The 16,145-nt window shown below is 64.6% G+C and carries 13 protein-coding genes; 8 read left to right on the top strand and 5 right to left on the bottom strand.

What is annotated here, in order from left to right; genetic code table 11:
* The first annotated feature begins 146 nt into the window (after window positions 1–146).
* The 4 genes from AC56LW_RS00130 to AC56LW_RS00115 are packed head-to-tail and all read left to right on the top strand — an operon-like array spanning window position 147 to window position 4,936.
* Window positions 147–2,477 (top strand): bifunctional salicylyl-CoA 5-hydroxylase/oxidoreductase, encoded by a 2,331-nt coding sequence (locus AC56LW_RS00130; protein WP_499630421.1) that lies wholly within the window; start codon window positions 147–149, stop codon window positions 2,475–2,477.
* A 39-nt stretch (window positions 2,478–2,516) separates the two neighbouring features.
* Complete coding sequence (locus AC56LW_RS00125; protein ID WP_499630418.1) at window positions 2,517–3,356, top strand: enoyl-CoA hydratase family protein; 840 nt, start codon at window positions 2,517–2,519, stop codon at window positions 3,354–3,356.
* A complete protein-coding gene (locus AC56LW_RS00120) occupies window positions 3,356–4,522 on the top strand; it encodes an acyl-CoA dehydrogenase family protein (RefSeq protein WP_499630415.1) in 1,167 nt (388 codons plus the stop codon). The genes AC56LW_RS00125 and AC56LW_RS00120 overlap by 1 nt, the downstream gene beginning before the upstream one ends.
* Window positions 4,523–4,543: 21 nt before the next feature.
* The gene (locus AC56LW_RS00115; protein WP_499630412.1) at window positions 4,544–4,936 is read left to right on the top strand and encodes a RidA family protein; all 393 of its coding nucleotides are present in this window, start codon (window positions 4,544–4,546) and stop codon (window positions 4,934–4,936) included.
* Between the two features lie 101 nt (window positions 4,937–5,037).
* Here AC56LW_RS00115 and AC56LW_RS00110 read toward each other — a convergent pair whose 3' ends face one another.
* On the bottom strand, window positions 5,038–6,450 hold the full coding sequence (locus AC56LW_RS00110) for an SRPBCC family protein (RefSeq protein ID WP_499630409.1): 1,413 nt from the start codon (window positions 6,448–6,450) through the stop codon (window positions 5,038–5,040).
* 526 nt (window positions 6,451–6,976) lie between these two features.
* Between AC56LW_RS00110 and AC56LW_RS00105 the strand changes: the two genes are divergently transcribed.
* Window positions 6,977–7,318, top strand: a complete 342-nt coding sequence (locus AC56LW_RS00105) for a hypothetical protein (protein ID WP_258834623.1) — start codon at window positions 6,977–6,979, stop codon at window positions 7,316–7,318.
* 28 nt (window positions 7,319–7,346) lie between these two features.
* Here the strand turns inward: AC56LW_RS00105 and AC56LW_RS00100 are convergent, their stop codons facing one another.
* From AC56LW_RS00100 to AC56LW_RS00085, 4 genes are all read right to left on the bottom strand, one after another.
* Entirely contained in the window at window positions 7,347–8,885 is a 1,539-nt protein-coding gene (locus AC56LW_RS00100; protein WP_499630406.1) for a methyl-accepting chemotaxis protein, read from the bottom strand.
* Between the two features lie 425 nt (window positions 8,886–9,310).
* Window positions 9,311–10,153, bottom strand: a complete 843-nt coding sequence (fghA, locus tag AC56LW_RS00095; RefSeq protein WP_499632833.1) for an S-formylglutathione hydrolase — start codon at window positions 10,151–10,153, stop codon at window positions 9,311–9,313.
* Window positions 10,154–10,225: 72 nt separating this feature from the next.
* The gene (locus AC56LW_RS00090) at window positions 10,226–10,807 is read right to left on the bottom strand and encodes a chromate transporter (RefSeq protein ID WP_499630403.1); all 582 of its coding nucleotides are present in this window, start codon (window positions 10,805–10,807) and stop codon (window positions 10,226–10,228) included.
* Window positions 10,804–11,403 (bottom strand): chromate transporter, encoded by a 600-nt coding sequence (locus tag AC56LW_RS00085; protein WP_499630401.1) that lies wholly within the window; start codon window positions 11,401–11,403, stop codon window positions 10,804–10,806. Before AC56LW_RS00085 ends, AC56LW_RS00090 begins: the two co-directional genes overlap by 4 nt.
* 141 nt (window positions 11,404–11,544) lie before the next feature.
* On the opposite strand from AC56LW_RS00085, the gene AC56LW_RS00080 reads away from it, so the two are divergent.
* The 3 genes from AC56LW_RS00080 to AC56LW_RS00070 all read left to right on the top strand — a co-directional run bounded on the left by AC56LW_RS00080 (window position 11,545) and on the right by AC56LW_RS00070 (window position 16,141).
* Window positions 11,545–11,763: a hypothetical protein gene (locus tag AC56LW_RS00080; RefSeq protein ID WP_499502802.1), complete on the top strand. Its 219-nt coding sequence runs from the start codon at window positions 11,545–11,547 to the stop codon at window positions 11,761–11,763.
* A 326-nt stretch (window positions 11,764–12,089) separates the two neighbouring features.
* Entirely contained in the window at window positions 12,090–14,183 is a 2,094-nt protein-coding gene (locus AC56LW_RS00075) for an ATP-dependent helicase (RefSeq protein ID WP_499630398.1), read from the top strand.
* Between the two features lie 524 nt (window positions 14,184–14,707).
* Window positions 14,708–16,141: a sugar porter family MFS transporter gene (locus AC56LW_RS00070; RefSeq protein WP_499630395.1), complete on the top strand. Its 1,434-nt coding sequence runs from the start codon at window positions 14,708–14,710 to the stop codon at window positions 16,139–16,141.
* Window positions 16,142–16,145: the final 4 nt, after the last annotated feature.

Genomic DNA, 16,145 nt, shown 5'->3' with positions numbered 1-16,145 from the left:
AATGGCGGGAATACAGGCGTAACGTTTCCTGATTGTACTAAAAATTGGCTTATCCACAGCGAATCAGTCGCGTGTGCGCGACGCCTCGTTGACATGTCAAGCATCGGCGCAGGTAAGATAGACGCTTGCCAGTATCAGGAGAGACCATGAACATCGTCTGCGTCGGTGGCGGGCCGGCCGGTCTGTACGCCGGCCTGCTCATGAAACTGCGCGACCCGAGGCGCACCGTCACGGTCGTCGAGCGCAACCAGCCCGGCGACACGTTCGGCTGGGGCGTCGTGTTTTCGGACCAGACGCTGGGCAATCTGGCGCTGGCCGACGCGCCCAGCGCGCGCGCCATCGAAGGCGCGTTCAACCGCTGGGATGCGATCGACGTGCAGATCGGCGGCGCCACTGTCACCTCGCATGGTCATGGGTTTTGCGGCATCGCGCGCAAGCGCCTGCTCGGCATCCTGCAGGCGCGCTGCAAAGAAGCCGGCGTGGCGCTCGTGTTCGATACCGACGTGACGGACGAGGTGGCGCTGGCGCGCCGCCATGGCGCCGATCTGGTGGTGGCCGCCGACGGCGTGCACAGCGCGATCCGCACGCGCCATGCCACCGTGTTCGAGCCTGACCTTCAGGAGGGGCGATGCCGCTACGTGTGGCTTGGCACCCGGCGCCACTTCGCCGCGTTCACGTTCGCCTTTGAAGCGACCGAACATGGCTGGTTTCAGGCCCACGCATATCAATATGATGACCAGAATGCGACCTTCATCGTCGAGACGCTGGAGTCGACCTGGCGCGCCAGCGGCCTGGCCGACATGGACGCAGCCAGCACGCTGGCGTTCTGTGAGCGCCTGTTTGCCCGTGTTCTTGGCGGCGCGCCGCTCCTGACCCAGGCCAGCCGTGGCGGCGCCGCCATGTGGCATCGCTTTGCGCGTTTGATCTGCCGCGAGTGGGTGGGTGCGCTTGACGTCGATGGCCGGCGCGTGCCGCTGGTGTTGCTCGGCGACGCCGCGCACACGGCGCATTTCTCCATCGGCTCGGGCACCAAACTGGCGCTGGAAGACGCCATCGCGCTGGCTGCCGAACTGCCGGCCGAACCGGGCGACGGCATCGAGGCCTCGCTGGCGCGCTATCAGGACGCGCGCGTGGCCGACGTGAGCAAGCTGCAAAGCGCGGCGCGCAATTCGACCGAGTGGTTCGAGAATGTGGCCCGGTACAGTGCCATGCCGGTCGATGGCTTCGCCTACTCGCTGCTCACGCGCAGCCAGCGCCTGTCGCACGAAAACCTGCGCCTGCGCGACCCCGCCTATATACAAGGTTTCGAACGCCGCTTTTCCGTCCAGGCGGCAGCGCAGGCCGGCGTGGCCGCGCCAGCGGTGTCCACGCCGCCGATGTTTACGCCACTGCGGGTGCGCGACGTGCTGCTCAAAAACCGCGTGGTCGTCTCGCCGATGGCGCAGTACGCGTGCGTCGATGGCGTGGCGGGCGACTTTCACCTGACCCATCTCGGCGCACGCGCGCTGGGTGGGGCCGGCCTCGTACTGGCCGAAATGACGTGCGTGTCGGCCGACGCGCGCATCACGCCGCGCTGCCCCGGGCTGTACCTGCCCGAACACACGCAGGCCTGGGCCCGCATCGTCGACTTCGTGCATGCCGCAAGCGACGCGAAAATCGGCATCCAGCTGGGGCACGCGGGTGCCAAGGGCTCAACCCGGCCGATGTGGGAAGGGATCGACCAGCCGCTCGCGCACGGCAACTGGCCGCTCGTGGCGGCGTCGCCCCAGCAATACCTGGCCGGCGTGTCGCAGGTGGCGCGCCAGGCAAGCGAGGCCGACATGGCGCAGATCGAAGCCGATTTCGTGCGCGCCACGCTGGCCGCCAGCGAAGCGGGCTTCGACTGGCTCGAACTGCATTGCGCGCACGGTTACCTGCTCTCGGGTTTCATCTCGCCGCTGACAAACCAGCGCCCTGATGCTTACGGTGGCAGTCTTGAGAACCGCTGCCGCTTTCCACTGCGCGTGTTTGCCGCCGTGCGCGCGTCCTGGCCGGCGCACCTGCCGATCAGCGTGCGCATCTCGAGCCATGACTGGGTCGATGGCGGGATCACCCCGATGGACGCCGTCGAGATCGCGCGCCTGTTTCGCGCCGCCGGCGCCGACATGATCGACTGCTCGTCCGGGCAGGTGAGCAAGGCCGAGCAACCCGTGTATGGCCGCATGTACCAGACGCCGTTTTCGGACCGCATCCGCAACGAGGCAGACATCGCGACGATCGCCGTCGGTGGTATCAGCGAGGCCGACCACGTCAACAGCATCATCGCCGCCGGCCGCGCTGATCTGTGCGCGGTGGGGCGCCCACACCTGGCCAATCCCGCGTGGACGCTGAACGAGGCGGCGCGCATCGGCTACACTGGCGCCGCGTGGCCGCGCCAGTACGTCCCTGGCAAGCAGCAACTCGAGCGCAATCTGGCGCGCGGGCGGCCAAACACGTGACCGGTTCGTCCATTTTCCAACGCGTCATCAGGAGCAGGCATGCATGATCTAGCGGGCAATCCAACGGGGCTGACCGGCTACGTGGCGCAGCACGTCGGCTTGGTGCTTGACCCGGCGACGCGGGTAGCAACCGTGACGCTCGACCGGCCCGAGCGCAAGAATCCGCTCACGTTCGCCGCCTATGCCGAGCTGCGTGACCTGTTTCGCGCGCTGGCATATGCCGACGACGTCAAGGCGGTGGTGCTCACCGGCGCGGGCGAAAATTTCTGTTCGGGCGGCGACGTGCACGAGATCATCGGACCGCTGACGCAACTGGACATGCCGGGCCTGCTGGCCTTCACCCGCATGACGGGCGACCTTGTGAAAGCGATGCGCGCCTGTCCGCAACCGATCGTCACGGCGGTGGATGGGGTGTGCGCCGGCGCCGGTGCGATCCTGGCGCTGGCCTCGGACATCCGCTATGCCACGGCGCGCAGCCGCACCGCCTTTCTATTTACGCGCGTGGGCCTGGCCGGCTGCGACATGGGCGCCTGCGCCTTGCTGCCGCGCGTGATCGGCCAGGGCCGCGCGGCCGAATTGCTGTACACCGGCCGTTCGATGGATGGCGAAGAGGGCGAGCGCTGGGGCTTCTTCAATCGCTTGTGCGCACCGGGCGACGTCCTCGCCGAGGCGCAGGCGTTTGCCGCGCAGCTGGCGGCCGGCCCGACGTTCGCGCACGGCATGACCAAGAAAATGCTGCAGCAGGAATGGAATATGGGCGTGGACGAAGCCATCGAGGCCGAGGCGCAGGCGCAGGCCATCTGCATGATGACGCAGGATTTCCAGCGCGCCTACCAGGCGTTCGTGGGCAAACAGCGGCCGCAGTTCGAGGGCAACTGATGGAACCCGATGTTCTCGACTGGCCATTTTTCGATGCGCACCATGGCGTGCTGGCGCGTGAGCTCGACGCCTGGGCCGCGGCGAATCTGGCCGACGCGCACGGAACCGATGTCGACACCGTCTGCCGCGCGCTGGTCACGAGGCTGGGGCAGGGCGGCTGGCTGCGCCACGCCGTGGCTGGCGTCGAGCATGGCGGCGCGCACGCGACCATCGACACCCGCGCCATTTGCCTGATCCGCGAAATCCTTGCGCGCCACGCCGGGCTGGCCGATTTTGCGTTCGCGATGCAGGGCCTGGGCAGCGGGGCGATCTCGCTGTTCGGCAGCGCTGCGCAGCGTCAACACTGGCTGCCGCGTGTGGCCGACGGCAGCGCGATCGCCGCCTTTGCGCTGTCCGAGCCTGCCGCCGGCTCCGACGTCGCGGCGCTGCAATGCGCGGCGCGCCGCGACGGCGATGCCTGGGTGCTCGATGGCGAAAAAACCTGGATCTCGAATGGCGGCATCGCCGACTTCTACGTTGTGTTCGCACGCACGGGCGATGCGGTCGAACGCAGCGCGCGCGGCATCTCGGCCTTCATCGTCGATGCGGCCACGCCTAGCCTCGAGGTCGCCGAGCGCATCGATGTGATCGCGCCGCATCCGCTGGCGCGCCTCTGCTTCAACGGTTGCCGGCTGCCGGCCGCTTGCCTGGTTGGCGGCGAGGGCGACGGGTTCAAGGTGGCGATGGCCACCCTCGACGTGTTTCGCACGTCGGTGGCGGCAGCGGCATTGGGCTTCGCGCGGCGCGCCATGGCCGAAGCACTGGCGCATGCGCAGGCGCGCCCCATGTTCGGCAAGCTGCTGGCCGACTTCCAGCTTACGCAGGCCCGACTGGCGCAGATGGCGCTGGAGATCGACGCCGCCGCGCTGCTGACTTACCGCGCGGCGTGGCTGCGCGACAGCGGCAAGCGCGTCACAAAAGAAGCGGCAATGGCCAAGCTGGCCGCAACTGAATCGGCGCAGCGCGTGATCGACGGCGCGGTGCAGCTGTTTGGCGGGCAGGGCGTGCAACGGGGCCAGGTCGTCGAAGGCCTGTACCGCGAGATCCGCGCGCTGCGCATCTACGAGGGGGCCAGCGAAGTGCAGCTCCTGATCATCGCGCGCGAACTGCTCGCGCCGCAACACTGAGGCCGCATGTCGGGAGATTTAATGAAATTCTTGCAGCCGCCTGGCTGGCCGCGTCCGAAAGGCTACGCCAATGGCGTTGTCGCGCGCGGCCGGCAGGTGCATGTCAGCGGGATGGTTGGCTGGACGCCGGCGGGCCGGTTCGAGACGGATGATTTCGTCGGGCAGTCGCGCCAGGCGCTTGCCAATATCGTGGCCGTGCTGCGCGAAGCCGGCGCCGGCCCGGAACACATCGTACGCATGACATGGTATGTGCTTGACAAGCGCGAATATCTCGATGCCGGGCCGGCACTGGGCGCAGCCTACCGTGACGTCATCGGGCGCCATTATCCGGCGATGACGGCGGTGCAGGTGGCGGGCCTGATGGAAGACCGCGCGCGGGTGGAGATCGAGGTCACGGCGATCATTCCGGATTGAGCGCTGCCAGACGAACGAATGGCCCCGCTTGGGGGCCATTCATGGTCTTGCACCGCCGTGCCGTTTACCGTTTTGCGCGGCAACGCAGGGGCCGGGACGGGTTAGCGGCGGCCTGCGCCACGCGCACCACCGCGTTCGATGAAAGCTTTCATCTCCGCCAGGTCGTCATCCATCTGACGCTGCGGATCGACGCCCAGCATGCGTGCCACGCCGTGGCCCAGCGCGCCCGCTGGTGGCGCGTAGCTGATGCGCACCGTCGCACGCGTGCCGCCATTGACCGACTCGAACGTGACGCTGCCGTCCTGTTCGATTTCCGAACCCGGCTCGCTGCGCCACGACAGGCGATCCGGACGCGATTGCTCGGTCATGACCGCGTTCCATGCGTATTCCATGCCGGCCGGGCCGCGCACGACCCAGTGCGAACGGCGGTGGCCGAGGTCACGCACTTCGGTCACGTGCGACATGAAGCGCGGGAAGTTTTCCACGTCGGCCCACGCATCGAACACTTCACGTGGCGATGCATCGATGAAGACGCTGTTCTCGACTTCGACCCGGCTTGCTTCGCCGCGGTGACGCAGCGAGTCGACCAGGTTGCGGCCACGGTCACTGCGCAGCAGCACTGCCAGCGCGCCCAGGCCCAGCAGGGCGACGGCCGGCGAACGGCGCGCCAGGCCGACGATGCTCAGCGCGCTGGTGCCCAGCAACGCCGAGTTGGTCAGCGTCGGGCCGCGCGAGCCGAAGGCCTGCGTCAGGTGATCGGTCCATTCGCGTACCTGGTTACCCACGTCGTTGGCGCGGGCACGGGCGCCGTTGCCGGCGCTGTGCGCGGCATGCGCCAGGTTTTCACGGGCGATGTCGGCGCGTTCGCGTGCGCGGTCGGCAGCGTCATCGGCGTTGCTGCGGGCCTTGTCGGCAGCGTCACTGGCGTTGCTGCGGGCCTTGTCGGCAGCGTAGTTGGCGCGATCGCGCGCATCGTTGGCGACGTGGTGCGCGCGCGAGCGGACGTCGTCCGCGTAGTCACGTGCATCGTCGGCGGCGCGGGCGGCAGTGCTGCGGGCCGTGTCGGCAGCGTGCGACACGCGGTCACGCGCCGTGTCGGCAGCATGCGATACGCGGTCACGGGCGTAGTCAGCAGCGTGCGAGGCGCGGTCGCGTGCATCGTACGATGCTTCGGCCAGGCGGCCGCGCGCGCGTTCGAGGCGGTCGCGCGTTTCGTGCGATGCCTCGGCCAGGCGGTCACCGGCAGCGTGGGCGGCGCCGGCCAGGCGCGCGCCGGCGCGCAGGTAGACCGATTCGGCACGCTCGCGCGCCGAGTCGAAGCGCTCGCCGGCAGTATGCAGCGCGTGTTCGAGTTTGTCGGCGCCGCGGTGACGCGCGTCGCGCAGTGCGCCCTTGGCGCGTGCACGGCGTTTCGGGCCGCGGTCTGGGTCGAATGCATACATCAGCAGGGCGCCAGCCACTGCGGCGCCAATCCATTTACCTGCGTTGTTTCCCTGATCGTTCGATTCGTTCATGTCGACTCCTCTCGGTTAGTTGTACTTGTCATGCTGGGCCTGGTCGCCAGGCGGTGCCACGGCATAGCCGGCCCATCACTGGTCTGTTACTGACTATTCATCGTGCTTTGCAGCGTCGCTTTGCCGCGTCGCTTGCACACATAAAAAAACGCACCGCTTCGCTGTCATGCGTTGCAGTGCGTTCCGGCGAACCATCACGCGATTCGGGCAGAACCCGATGCGCAGTAGATGGTCAGACGACGTGCTTTGTCAGCCTGCTTTTTGCAGGATCAGTAGCAGTACGCCGTTCTCGAGCTTCACCCATGTCACCACGTGCACGACGCCGCTGATTTGGTGAAGCCGCGCAGGTATCTGCGTGCATTGCATTTAGCATACACCACGGTTTCGCGTTCCCGGCGTTCGTTTGCCGCATGGCAATTGACCTGGGTCCAGCCTCGGCGACGGGCGTGTTCACGGACTTCGGGTGGCCTGCGCCGCGTACCACGGGATTCTGATACGGTGGTTGCCAATGAAACAAGGAGATAACATGAATCACCATATCGTTCGCATGTTGCCCAACTTCGAAGCGGCCGAGGCAGCCCGCAATGGCTTGCTGGCCGAGGGCTTCGACGGCGACGGCATCAATGTCAATGTCACCACCGACGAAGCAGGTCCTGCTGAAAGCAATTTCTATGTGGGCGACTCGCCCGCTGTCAAAGGCGGCACCGATTACGAGGATGTCTTCAAGCCTGCCGTCCGCGGCGATCTGTGCATGATGACGGTCACCGTTGCCGAAGCCTTCCAGCTCGAACGGGCTGCTGCCATTCTGGAGCACCATGGCGGGATCGACGTCGATCCGGCCCATGGCGCGGCCAGCAGCACCTTCTAAACCGCATCAGGCCAGGGAAGGCGAAAGATCAGCGACCGGCGCGTGACGTCAATGCAAGGCGGGGCGCCGTGCCCGGGCGAAGCTGACTTGCCGTCAGTTTGAACAGGCTCACTGCACCGGTCAGATTGTGTGCCTGCGTGTGCAGCGAGGCGGACGCCGATGCTGCTTCTTCGACCAGCGCGGCGTTTTGCTGCATCGTGCTGTCCATCTCGAGAATCGTGTCGTTGATCTGTTGCAGCTCCACCTGCTGCGCTTGTCCGGCATCCGCGATTTCCGCGATGATATCCGTTACGCGTTTGACGCTCGCGACAATGTCATCCATCGTGCTGCCGGCTTCGCCGACCAGTTTGCTGCCTGCCTCGACCTTCGCAACCGAATCCCCAATGAGCGTCTTGACGTCCCTGGCCGCTGCCGCCGAGCGCTGGGCCAGGTTGCGCACTTCAGCGGCAACGACAGCGAAGCCGCGACCCTGTTCACCCGCCCGCGCTGCTTCGACAGCAGCATTCAATGCCAGGATGTTGGTCTGGAAGGCGATGCCGTCGATGACGCTGATGATGTCGACGATCTTGGTCGATGAGGCATTGATCGACGCCATCGTCACCACCACCTGAGAAACGATCGTGCCGCCGTGGGTTGCCACATCGGACGCCGACAACGCCAGTGTGTTCGCCTGGCGCGCATGGTTACCGTTTTCGCGCACGGTGCCGGCCAATGTTTCCATCGACGCGGTGGTTTTGTCGAGCGAAGCGACCTGCTGCTCGGTACGCGCCGACAGATCCAGATTGCCTTGCGCGATCTGCGATGAAGCGGCGGCGATCGCGTCCGTGCCCTGGCGTACTTCGCTCACGACGTTGGCAAGGCCTTCCTGCATCCTGGCGAGCGACGACATCAGTTGCGCGATCTCGTCCTTGCCATCGATCGTGATGTGATGGGTCAGGTCGCCGCCGGCCACGGCGTCTGCTGCACTGACCGCCTGGCGGATCGAACGCGTGATATTGCGCAGTACCAGCAAGACAATCGTGCTGAGGACCACCCCGCAAATGGCGAGGAAGACGACTGCGCGCCATATGTCGCCAATGAACGCGTCGTGCAGGTCATCGAGGTACAGCCCCGTCATGAAGGTCCAGTCCCACGGCTTGTAGGTGAGCACGTAGGCACCTTTCGGGAACACCTGCTGCTGGTCCGGGTGGCCTGGCTTGGGCCAGACATATTCTATCCAGCCTTCTCCGCTGCCTTTGGCAATGGCCGCCACGTCACGGTACAAATAGGTGCCATTGGTGTCCTTGAAGTCGCTGAGATCCTTGCCGATCAGCTCTGCCTTGACGGGGTGCATCAGCATTTTCGGGGCCGAATCGACGACCGTGTAATAGCCATCTTTCCCGTAACGCATGGACTTGAGCCGCTTCAAGGCTTGCTGCTGCGCTTCCGCGACGGTCATTGCTCCAGATGACGCCAATTCCGCGTATTCCTTGACGGTGGACATGCCGACATCGGTCGCAAATCTCAGGGCGACCTTGCGTTCTTCCAGGCGCTGGACGTTGCTTTCATAAACATGAAAAATTGCCATCGCCGACAGGCATAGCCAGCTGAGGATAAGGGGCAGGTAAAGTTTGGCGCGGAAGCTTAGTTTCATCGTGTGTTGACGTTCTCTGGGTACTGAAAAAGGGAAGGGGGCATCGTGGCGAGCCGAATGCGTTCACAACGTCTGAAGATCGTGAACAATGACGTGGGCGGATTGAAGACCGGCTTGTATCGTGGCGACAGGACGCGACACGCGCAAGGGCCGTGATGCACATGGACATTTGTGCAATCATTGTATCCTGAGGGAAACTTTATGGGCGGCGTAATTCACGCGTTCAGCATGATCGCCTGATGAATCGAGATGTTTGTTGCAGTTATCAGACAGCAATCATCCGTGGCATGCTGCTTTGGCCAGAGTCTTCATACCGAACGCGGGAAATCGGCTTCAGGCGGACTGAAGCCGTAACCCTGTCAGCCGAGCTGACGTGCGTGGAAACGCAGATGGTCTTCGACGAACGTCGAGATGAAGTAGTAGCCATGGTCATAGCCCGGCTGGCGGCGCAGCGTGAGTGGCTGGCCGATGCGGGCGCAGGCGCCTTCGAAGGCTTCCGGCCGCAACTGCTCGGGCAGGAACTTGTCGCCCAGGCCCTGGTCAATCAGGATACCGTCCGGGAACGGCGCCGTCTCTTGCTGCGCCATCAGCGCGCTGGCGTCGTATTGCTGCCAGGTGCTTTCATCCGGGCCCAGGTAGCTGCCGAAGGCTTTCACGCCCCATGGGCAGCGGCTTGGCGCGGCGATCGGTGCAAACGCCGACACCGAGTGGAACAGCTCAGGGTGGCGCAGTGCCATGACCAGCGCGCCGTGGCCGCCCATCGAGTGGCCAAAGATGCCCACGCGCGCCGGATCGGCCGGCAGCAGATCCAGCACCAGCGCGTGCAGTTCGAGCAGGTAGCTGTGCATGCGGTAATGGGTCGACCATGGCGCTTCGGTGGCGTCGAGGTAAAAGCCGGCGCCGACGCCGAAGTCCCAGCTGTCGGTCTCGCCCGGCACGTTCGCGCCGCGCGGGCTGGTGTCGGGTGCCACCACGATGATGCCCAGTTCGCTCGCCACGCGCTGTGCACCCGCCTTGGTCATGAACGTTTCTTCGGTACAGGTCAGACCGGCCAGGTAGAACAGCACCGGCAGCTTCTTGCCGCTGGCCTCGGGCGGCAGGTACACCGAAAACTTCATCGGCAAGCCGATGGCGCTGGAATCGTGCTGGTAGAAACGCTGCTCGCCGCCGAAGCAGGCATGTTGGTTCAGGAGTTCGGACATCGTCATGTGGGGGACAGTGAAAGATGCGGCCAGTATGCCGCGTCCTGCGAAGGCATGCCAACTACATGCCAACTACAGCAGTCCAAGCGCACCGAGCGCGGCGCCGGCCGCCAGCATCCACAGCAGGTGCAGGCGGGTACGCCAGATAATGATGCAGCTGGCCGCCGACAGCAGCCACAGTGGCCAGTGGTCCGGACCGGTGGCGCCGCCCGAGGCCAGCAGCCAGGCGGTCGACAGCAGCATCGCAATGACGAGCGGGGCCATGCCCTGCTTGAAGGCGCGTACCGCCCGCCGTCCACGATTGCGATGCGCCCACTGCGCGACCTGATACGTAAACACGGTCGACGGCAGCATGATGCCGATCATCGCGATGACCACGCCGCAGAGCGCGGCCATCGTGCTGCCGTTGTTCAGGCCCACGTTCCAGCCCAGTAGCGCCACGAACAGCACGTTCGGCCCGGGCGACGATTGCGCCAGCGCGACCGAGTCGCCGAACTGTGCGGGCGTCAGCCAGCCCTGGCGCTCGACCAGATAGCGCTGCATTTCGGACGTGGTCGAGATCGCACCGCCGAGCGACATCAGCGACAACCCCAGAAAGTGCGTGAACAGGCTGACCCAGTCGTGCCAGGTGAAGACGAGTTGCGGCGCGCTCATGGGGAGAGCCTGCGCCAGGCCAGTACGCAGCCCAGGCCGCCAAGTCCCAATACGACGGCCGCCAGCGGCACCCGCACCCAGGCCAGCAGCACGAAGGCGACCGCAGCGATGAGTACGCAGACGATGAGCGGCAGCACGTTCTTGCCCAATGCGGCCGACATCTTCAGGCCGGTGGCCGCCACCAGGCCTGCGGCGACGGCCGCCATGCCGCGCAGCGCGCCCTGGACCTGTGGCACATCGGCGAAGCGGGCGTACACCAGGGCCAGCGCCAGCACGACGACCAGCGGCGCCGCCAGCAAGCCGGCCAGTGCGCTCATCGCGCCGGCAAGGCCGAAATGGCGCTGGCCGATCATCAGCGCCAGGTTGCATACGTTCGGCCCCGGCAGGATTTGCGCGACCGACCATTCCTCGATGAATTCTTCATTGCTCAGCCAACGTTTGCGCTCGACCATTTCGCGCTGGATCACGGCCAGCACACCGCCAAAGCCCTGCAGGGCGATCAGCGTGAACGAGATGAACAGGTCGGTGCACGAGGCCGGCACCGGGTGCGCTGCGGCGGGCGGCGCGCTTGGGGAGGGAACGGGTGAGGGGCTCATCCCGTTATTATCGCTGTTGCGCCGTGCTCGCGCTCGGCATGACATGGTATTTGCGAACTGATACAGGTTTGCCATTGACTTTGGATTTACTTCGCCAATAATCGTGGTGCATGACGCATCCACCATCACCGGAGTTCAGCGATGAAATCACTGCACGCGCAAGACATCCATCCACGCGCTGCCAGCGTGTCCGAGTTGCGATCGAATGCCGACCAGCGCGATGTCGTCACGCGTGGCATTGCCACCTTGTGCGAACTCGGCGTCGTCCCGGCCGTCGAATACCTGAAGTCCAACGGTGTGCGGCCGAAGGTCATCGAGCGTGTTTTGCTCGAGCCCGAACGGCGCCGCGCACTGGCGTAATCCGCACAACGGCGCGGGCGCTGTCAAGGGTGTGGGCACGTTTGTTTGGGGCTAATCTGCAGTTGTCACCGTCGTTGCCTTCCCAATAGGCAAATTGTTGAAAGCCGCCCCGCAGGCCATGTTCAGCGTGTCAAGCCCCCGCTTTTCCACATAGTTATTCACAGACTTTGTGGATATCCAAATCAGTTTATTTTTCCATGGCCCGGCGCTGGCACGCTAATCCGCGCCCGATGTCACGCGCGGGCAGGGCGCGCGGTCGGGCGATTTAGCGCTTGTGGTTTGGTACTGGATAAATGTACAGTATCGCTTTCTCCGTCTGCCACACCATGACCACCGCCACCGCCGAGCCTGCCATTGAGGACCCGTTCGCCAGCCTGAATCCGGAGCAGCGCGCCGCGGTCGAGCATGACATCGGCGTGGCCACGCCGCGTCCGCTGCTGGTGGTGGCTGGCGCCGGGTCGGGCAAGACCAATACGCTGGCGCACCGCGTGGCGCGGCTGATCGGGGCCGGCGCCGATCCGCAGCGTATCCTGCTGCTGACCTTTTCGCGCCGCGCCGCCGGCGAGATGAGCCAGCGCGCCAGCGGCGTCCTGCACCGTTTGCTTGGCCGTGGCGCGGCTTCCCGGGCCCAGGCGCCGGTGGCGCTGCCCTGGGCCGGCACCTTCCACAGCATCGGTGCACGCCTGCTGCGCGAATTTGCCGGGCGCATCGGGCTCGATCCGCAATTCACGATCCACGACCGGGGCGACGCCGAGGACCTGATGGGCATGGTGCGTCACGAGATCGGCCTGTCGCGCACCGAAAAACGCTTTCCCATGAAAGGCACCTGCCTGTCGATCTATTCGCGGGTCGTCAACAGTCGCGATCCGCTGGATCAGGTATTGCAAGCCTGTTTCCCGTGGTGCGCCGAATGGGAAGCCCAGCTCAAGACGCTGTTTGGCGCCTATGTCGACGCCAAGCAGGAGCAGAACGTGCTCGACTACGACGACCTGCTGCTGTTCTGGGCCGAGATGGCCGCCGACCCCGTGCTGGGGGCTGAGCTGGGCAGCTGGTTCGACCACGTCCTGGTCGACGAATACCAGGACACCAACCGACTGCAGGCCGCGATCATCACCGGCATGAAGCCCGATGGCAGGGGTGTGATGGTGGTCGGCGACGACGCCCAGTCCATCTATGGATTTCGCGGTGCCACCGTGCGCAACATCCTCGATTTTGCGGGCCAGTTCTCGCAACCGGCGCACCTGATCACGCTCGAGCGCAATTACCGCTCGACGCAGCCGATCCTGGATGCCTCCAATGCCGTCATTGGCGCGGCGCTCGAGCGCCACGCCAAGACGCTCTGGACCGACAAGGTCTCGGCCATCAAGCCGCAGCTGGTCCTGATTCCCGACGAAGCCGAGCAGGCGCGCTGGGTCTGCAGCCGTATCCTCGAGCAGCGCGAAGAAGGTGTGCCACTCAAGTCGCAGGCGGTGCTGTTTCGGGCGGCCAGCCACAGTGCCGCGCTCGAACTCGAGCTCATGCGGCGCAACGTCCCGTTCGTCAAGTTCGGCGGCCTGAAGTTTCTGGAGGCCTCGCATATCAAGGATGTGCTGGCGCTGCTGCGCTTTGCCCAGAACCCGAGCGGGCGGCTGGCCGGGTTTCGCGTGCTGCAATTGATCCCCGGGATCGGCCAGGCGACTGCCACCCGCGTGCTGGACGCGGTGGGCGAGAGCAGCGAAGTCACCGCCACGCTGGCGGCGTTCCCTGTGCCAGCGCGCAGCAGCGTCGAGTGGCAGGCATTCAGCGCGCTGTATGCACGCCTGCGCGCACCTGGCCTGCGCTGGCCGCAAGACCTGGAACTGGTGCGCGACTGGTACGCGCCGCACCTGGAGCGTCTGCACGACGATTTCCAGGTGCGCGCACTCGACCTCGACCAGCTTGTCGCCCTGTCGGGTGGCCATGCCAACCGCGAGAGTTTCCTGGCCGAGATCACGCTCGACCCGCCCGAAGCGACCAGCGACCGCGCCGGCCCGCCACTGCTCGACGACGATTACGTGATCCTGTCCACGATTCACTCGAGCAAAGGGCAAGAGTGGAAATCGGTGCATGTGCTCAATGTGGTCGACGGTTGCATACCGTCGGACATGGCCACTGGCAACCAGGACGATATCGAGGAAGAGCGGCGTTTATTGTATGTGGCCATGACCCGGGCCCGCGACAACCTGCACCTGATCGTGCCGAATCGCTTCTTCATCAAGCAGCAATCCAACATGGGTGACCGCCATGTGTATGCGACGCGCTCGCGCTTTGTCACGCCTGTCATGCTCAAGCATTTCGAAGAATCGGCGTGGCTGAGCGCCGACAAGCGCGAGCTGCGCACGCCCATGCCTGACAGCGTCCGCATGCTCGTGCGTGACCGGGCTCGCAGCGCCTGGAAATGACGGCAAATCACGCGACGCTGGCCACTTATCCCCCATGTCATGCTTTTGTAGGAGTGGACCGCATATAAACTTGTTGCTCCCATGTGGTGCACGTGCAAGTGGTTGATTTTATTGGAACAAAATTTTGCCTCTCGAACGGGCAATTTGTTGAAACCCGCATCCCGTCTGGCTTTGTGGCTTGTCAAGTGGCGCTTGTCCACACAGTTATCCACAATTCTTGTGGATAGCCTAAAACCATGAACAAAATCAGCTAGTTAGCTTTCATTAATGCCCCCCGGCATGTTTGGCCTGACAGCTGATCTGGGTTCAACATCGACAACATGGTTGTTTTTTTGTCAGTGGCAAACATTCACTAATATGTTTGTTATCGAACAGTCGTGTCATCTGCAGTTCTTTATCCTTTGCCAAGTAATATGCCGTGATGGGTAACGTCTCCGTGCGTTTGCCAACGCTCCCGTCGTCCTGACGGTAACGAAATGGGCCCGCTGTTTCCCTGTCCTGTCCATGTCCAACAAAGGATCCGTATGTCTTCAGCAGTCCCCCCGGCAGACGCACCAGCGCCGCCCGATACCAAGGAAAGCCGCTTCGTCTTCAAGGTCGCCATCGTTGCCACGATGGGCGCGCTCGCGTTCGGCTACGACACCGGTGTGATTTCCGGCGCGCTGCCATTCATGAGCGCGCCGCCATCGCAGGGCGGCCTCGGCTTGACCCCGCTGACCGAAGGCATCGTGACGTCCGCGCTCGTGTTCGGCGCTGCCGTGGGTTCGCTGATGGCAGGCACGCTGTCGGACAAATTCGGTCGTCGCATGACGCTGATCTGGCTGTCGCTGGTGTTCATGATCGGCGCGCTCGGTACGACCCTTGCGCCATCGGTCGAGGTCATGGTCGCGATGCGCTTCGTGCTTGGCCTGGCCGTGGGTGGCGCGTCCTCCACCGTGCCAGTGTTCATTGCCGAGATGGCTGGACCCAGCAGGCGCGCCAGACTGGTCACGCAGAACGAACTGATGATCGTCACCGGCCAGTTGATCGCCTATGTGCTCAATGCGGTGCTGGCGCATTATTCGAATTCGCCGGATGTCTGGCGCTACATGCTCGCCATCGCCGCGGTGCCCGCCTTGCTGCTCGGTGTGGGGATGATGTTCGTGCCGCCGTCGCCGCGCTGGCTGGCCAGCAAGAACCGGATGGACGAAGCGCGCGCCGTGCTGCAGCAGATCCGCTCGAGCGACAAGCAGATCGAGACCGAGATGGCCGACATGACCAGGCTGAACCAGATCGAGCACGAGCAGGCCGGCTGGTCTGCAGTGCTGGGCACGCCATGGATCAGGAAACTGCTGTGGCTCGGCATCGGCCTGGGATTCATGGCGCAGTTCACGGGTGTCAATGCCTTCATGTACTTCACGCCGATCATCCTGCAATCGACCGGCCTGGGCACGAATGCAGCCCTGACCGCGACCATCGGCAATGGCGTCGTGGCCGTGATCGCCACATTCATCGGTATCTGGCTGATCGGCAAGCACGGTCGCCGCTCGATGCTGATGTCGGGCCTGACCGGCGTGGTCGTCATGCAGTTTGCGCTTGGCGCCGTGCTGCTGTGGATGCCCGATGGCATCACGCGCAGCTACGCTGCACTGGCTTGCATCCTGTGTTTCCTGCTGTGCATGCAGATGCTGATTGCGCCTGTGTACTGGCTGTTGATGTCCGAACTGTTCCCGATGCATCTGCGCGGCGTGCTGACCGGCACTGCGGTGGCGTGCCAGTGGATCTTCAACGCGATCGTCGCCTTGCTGTTCCCGCTGGCGCTGGCGCAGTTCGGCAGTGCGACGTTCTTCCTGTTCGCCGCCATCAATGTCGGCTCGCTGATCTTTGTTGCGCTGCGCCTGCCGGAAACGCGCGGTCGCTCCCTCGAAGGCCTGGAAAAGTTTCTGGAAAAAGAACTGACCCCGCGCGCGAAAGCGTAAAGGG

It is taken from the genome of Telluria sp. LT2P80, assembly GCF_059685955.1.
This window is presented reverse-complemented; position numbering and strand designations above follow the sequence as displayed.

What these genes read in the sequence shown, in the direction of transcription:
- AC56LW_RS00130 (WP_499630421.1), top strand. Translation starts at nt 147, where the DNA reads ATGAACATCGTCTGCGTCGGTGGCGGGCCGGCCGGTCTGTACGCCGGC.
- AC56LW_RS00125 (WP_499630418.1), top strand. Translation starts at nt 2,517, where the DNA reads ATGCATGATCTAGCGGGCAATCCAACGGGGCTGACCGGCTACGTGGCG.
- AC56LW_RS00120 (WP_499630415.1), top strand. Translation starts at nt 3,356, where the DNA reads ATGGAACCCGATGTTCTCGACTGGCCATTTTTCGATGCGCACCATGGC.
- AC56LW_RS00115 (WP_499630412.1), top strand. Translation starts at nt 4,544, where the DNA reads ATGAAATTCTTGCAGCCGCCTGGCTGGCCGCGTCCGAAAGGCTACGCC.
- AC56LW_RS00110 (WP_499630409.1), bottom strand. Translation starts at nt 6,450, where the DNA reads ATGAACGAATCGAACGATCAGGGAAACAACGCAGGTAAATGGATTGGC.
- AC56LW_RS00105 (WP_258834623.1), top strand. Translation starts at nt 6,977, where the DNA reads ATGAATCACCATATCGTTCGCATGTTGCCCAACTTCGAAGCGGCCGAG.
- AC56LW_RS00100 (WP_499630406.1), bottom strand. Translation starts at nt 8,885, where the DNA reads ATGGCAATTTTTCATGTTTATGAAAGCAACGTCCAGCGCCTGGAAGAA.
- fghA (WP_499632833.1), bottom strand. Translation starts at nt 10,153, where the DNA reads ATGTCCGAACTCCTGAACCAACATGCCTGCTTCGGCGGCGAGCAGCGT.
- AC56LW_RS00090 (WP_499630403.1), bottom strand. Translation starts at nt 10,807, where the DNA reads ATGAGCGCGCCGCAACTCGTCTTCACCTGGCACGACTGGGTCAGCCTG.
- AC56LW_RS00085 (WP_499630401.1), bottom strand. Translation starts at nt 11,403, where the DNA reads ATGAGCCCCTCACCCGTTCCCTCCCCAAGCGCGCCGCCCGCCGCAGCG.
- AC56LW_RS00080 (WP_499502802.1), top strand. Translation starts at nt 11,545, where the DNA reads ATGAAATCACTGCACGCGCAAGACATCCATCCACGCGCTGCCAGCGTG.
- AC56LW_RS00075 (WP_499630398.1), top strand. Translation starts at nt 12,090, where the DNA reads ATGACCACCGCCACCGCCGAGCCTGCCATTGAGGACCCGTTCGCCAGC.
- AC56LW_RS00070 (WP_499630395.1), top strand. Translation starts at nt 14,708, where the DNA reads ATGTCTTCAGCAGTCCCCCCGGCAGACGCACCAGCGCCGCCCGATACC.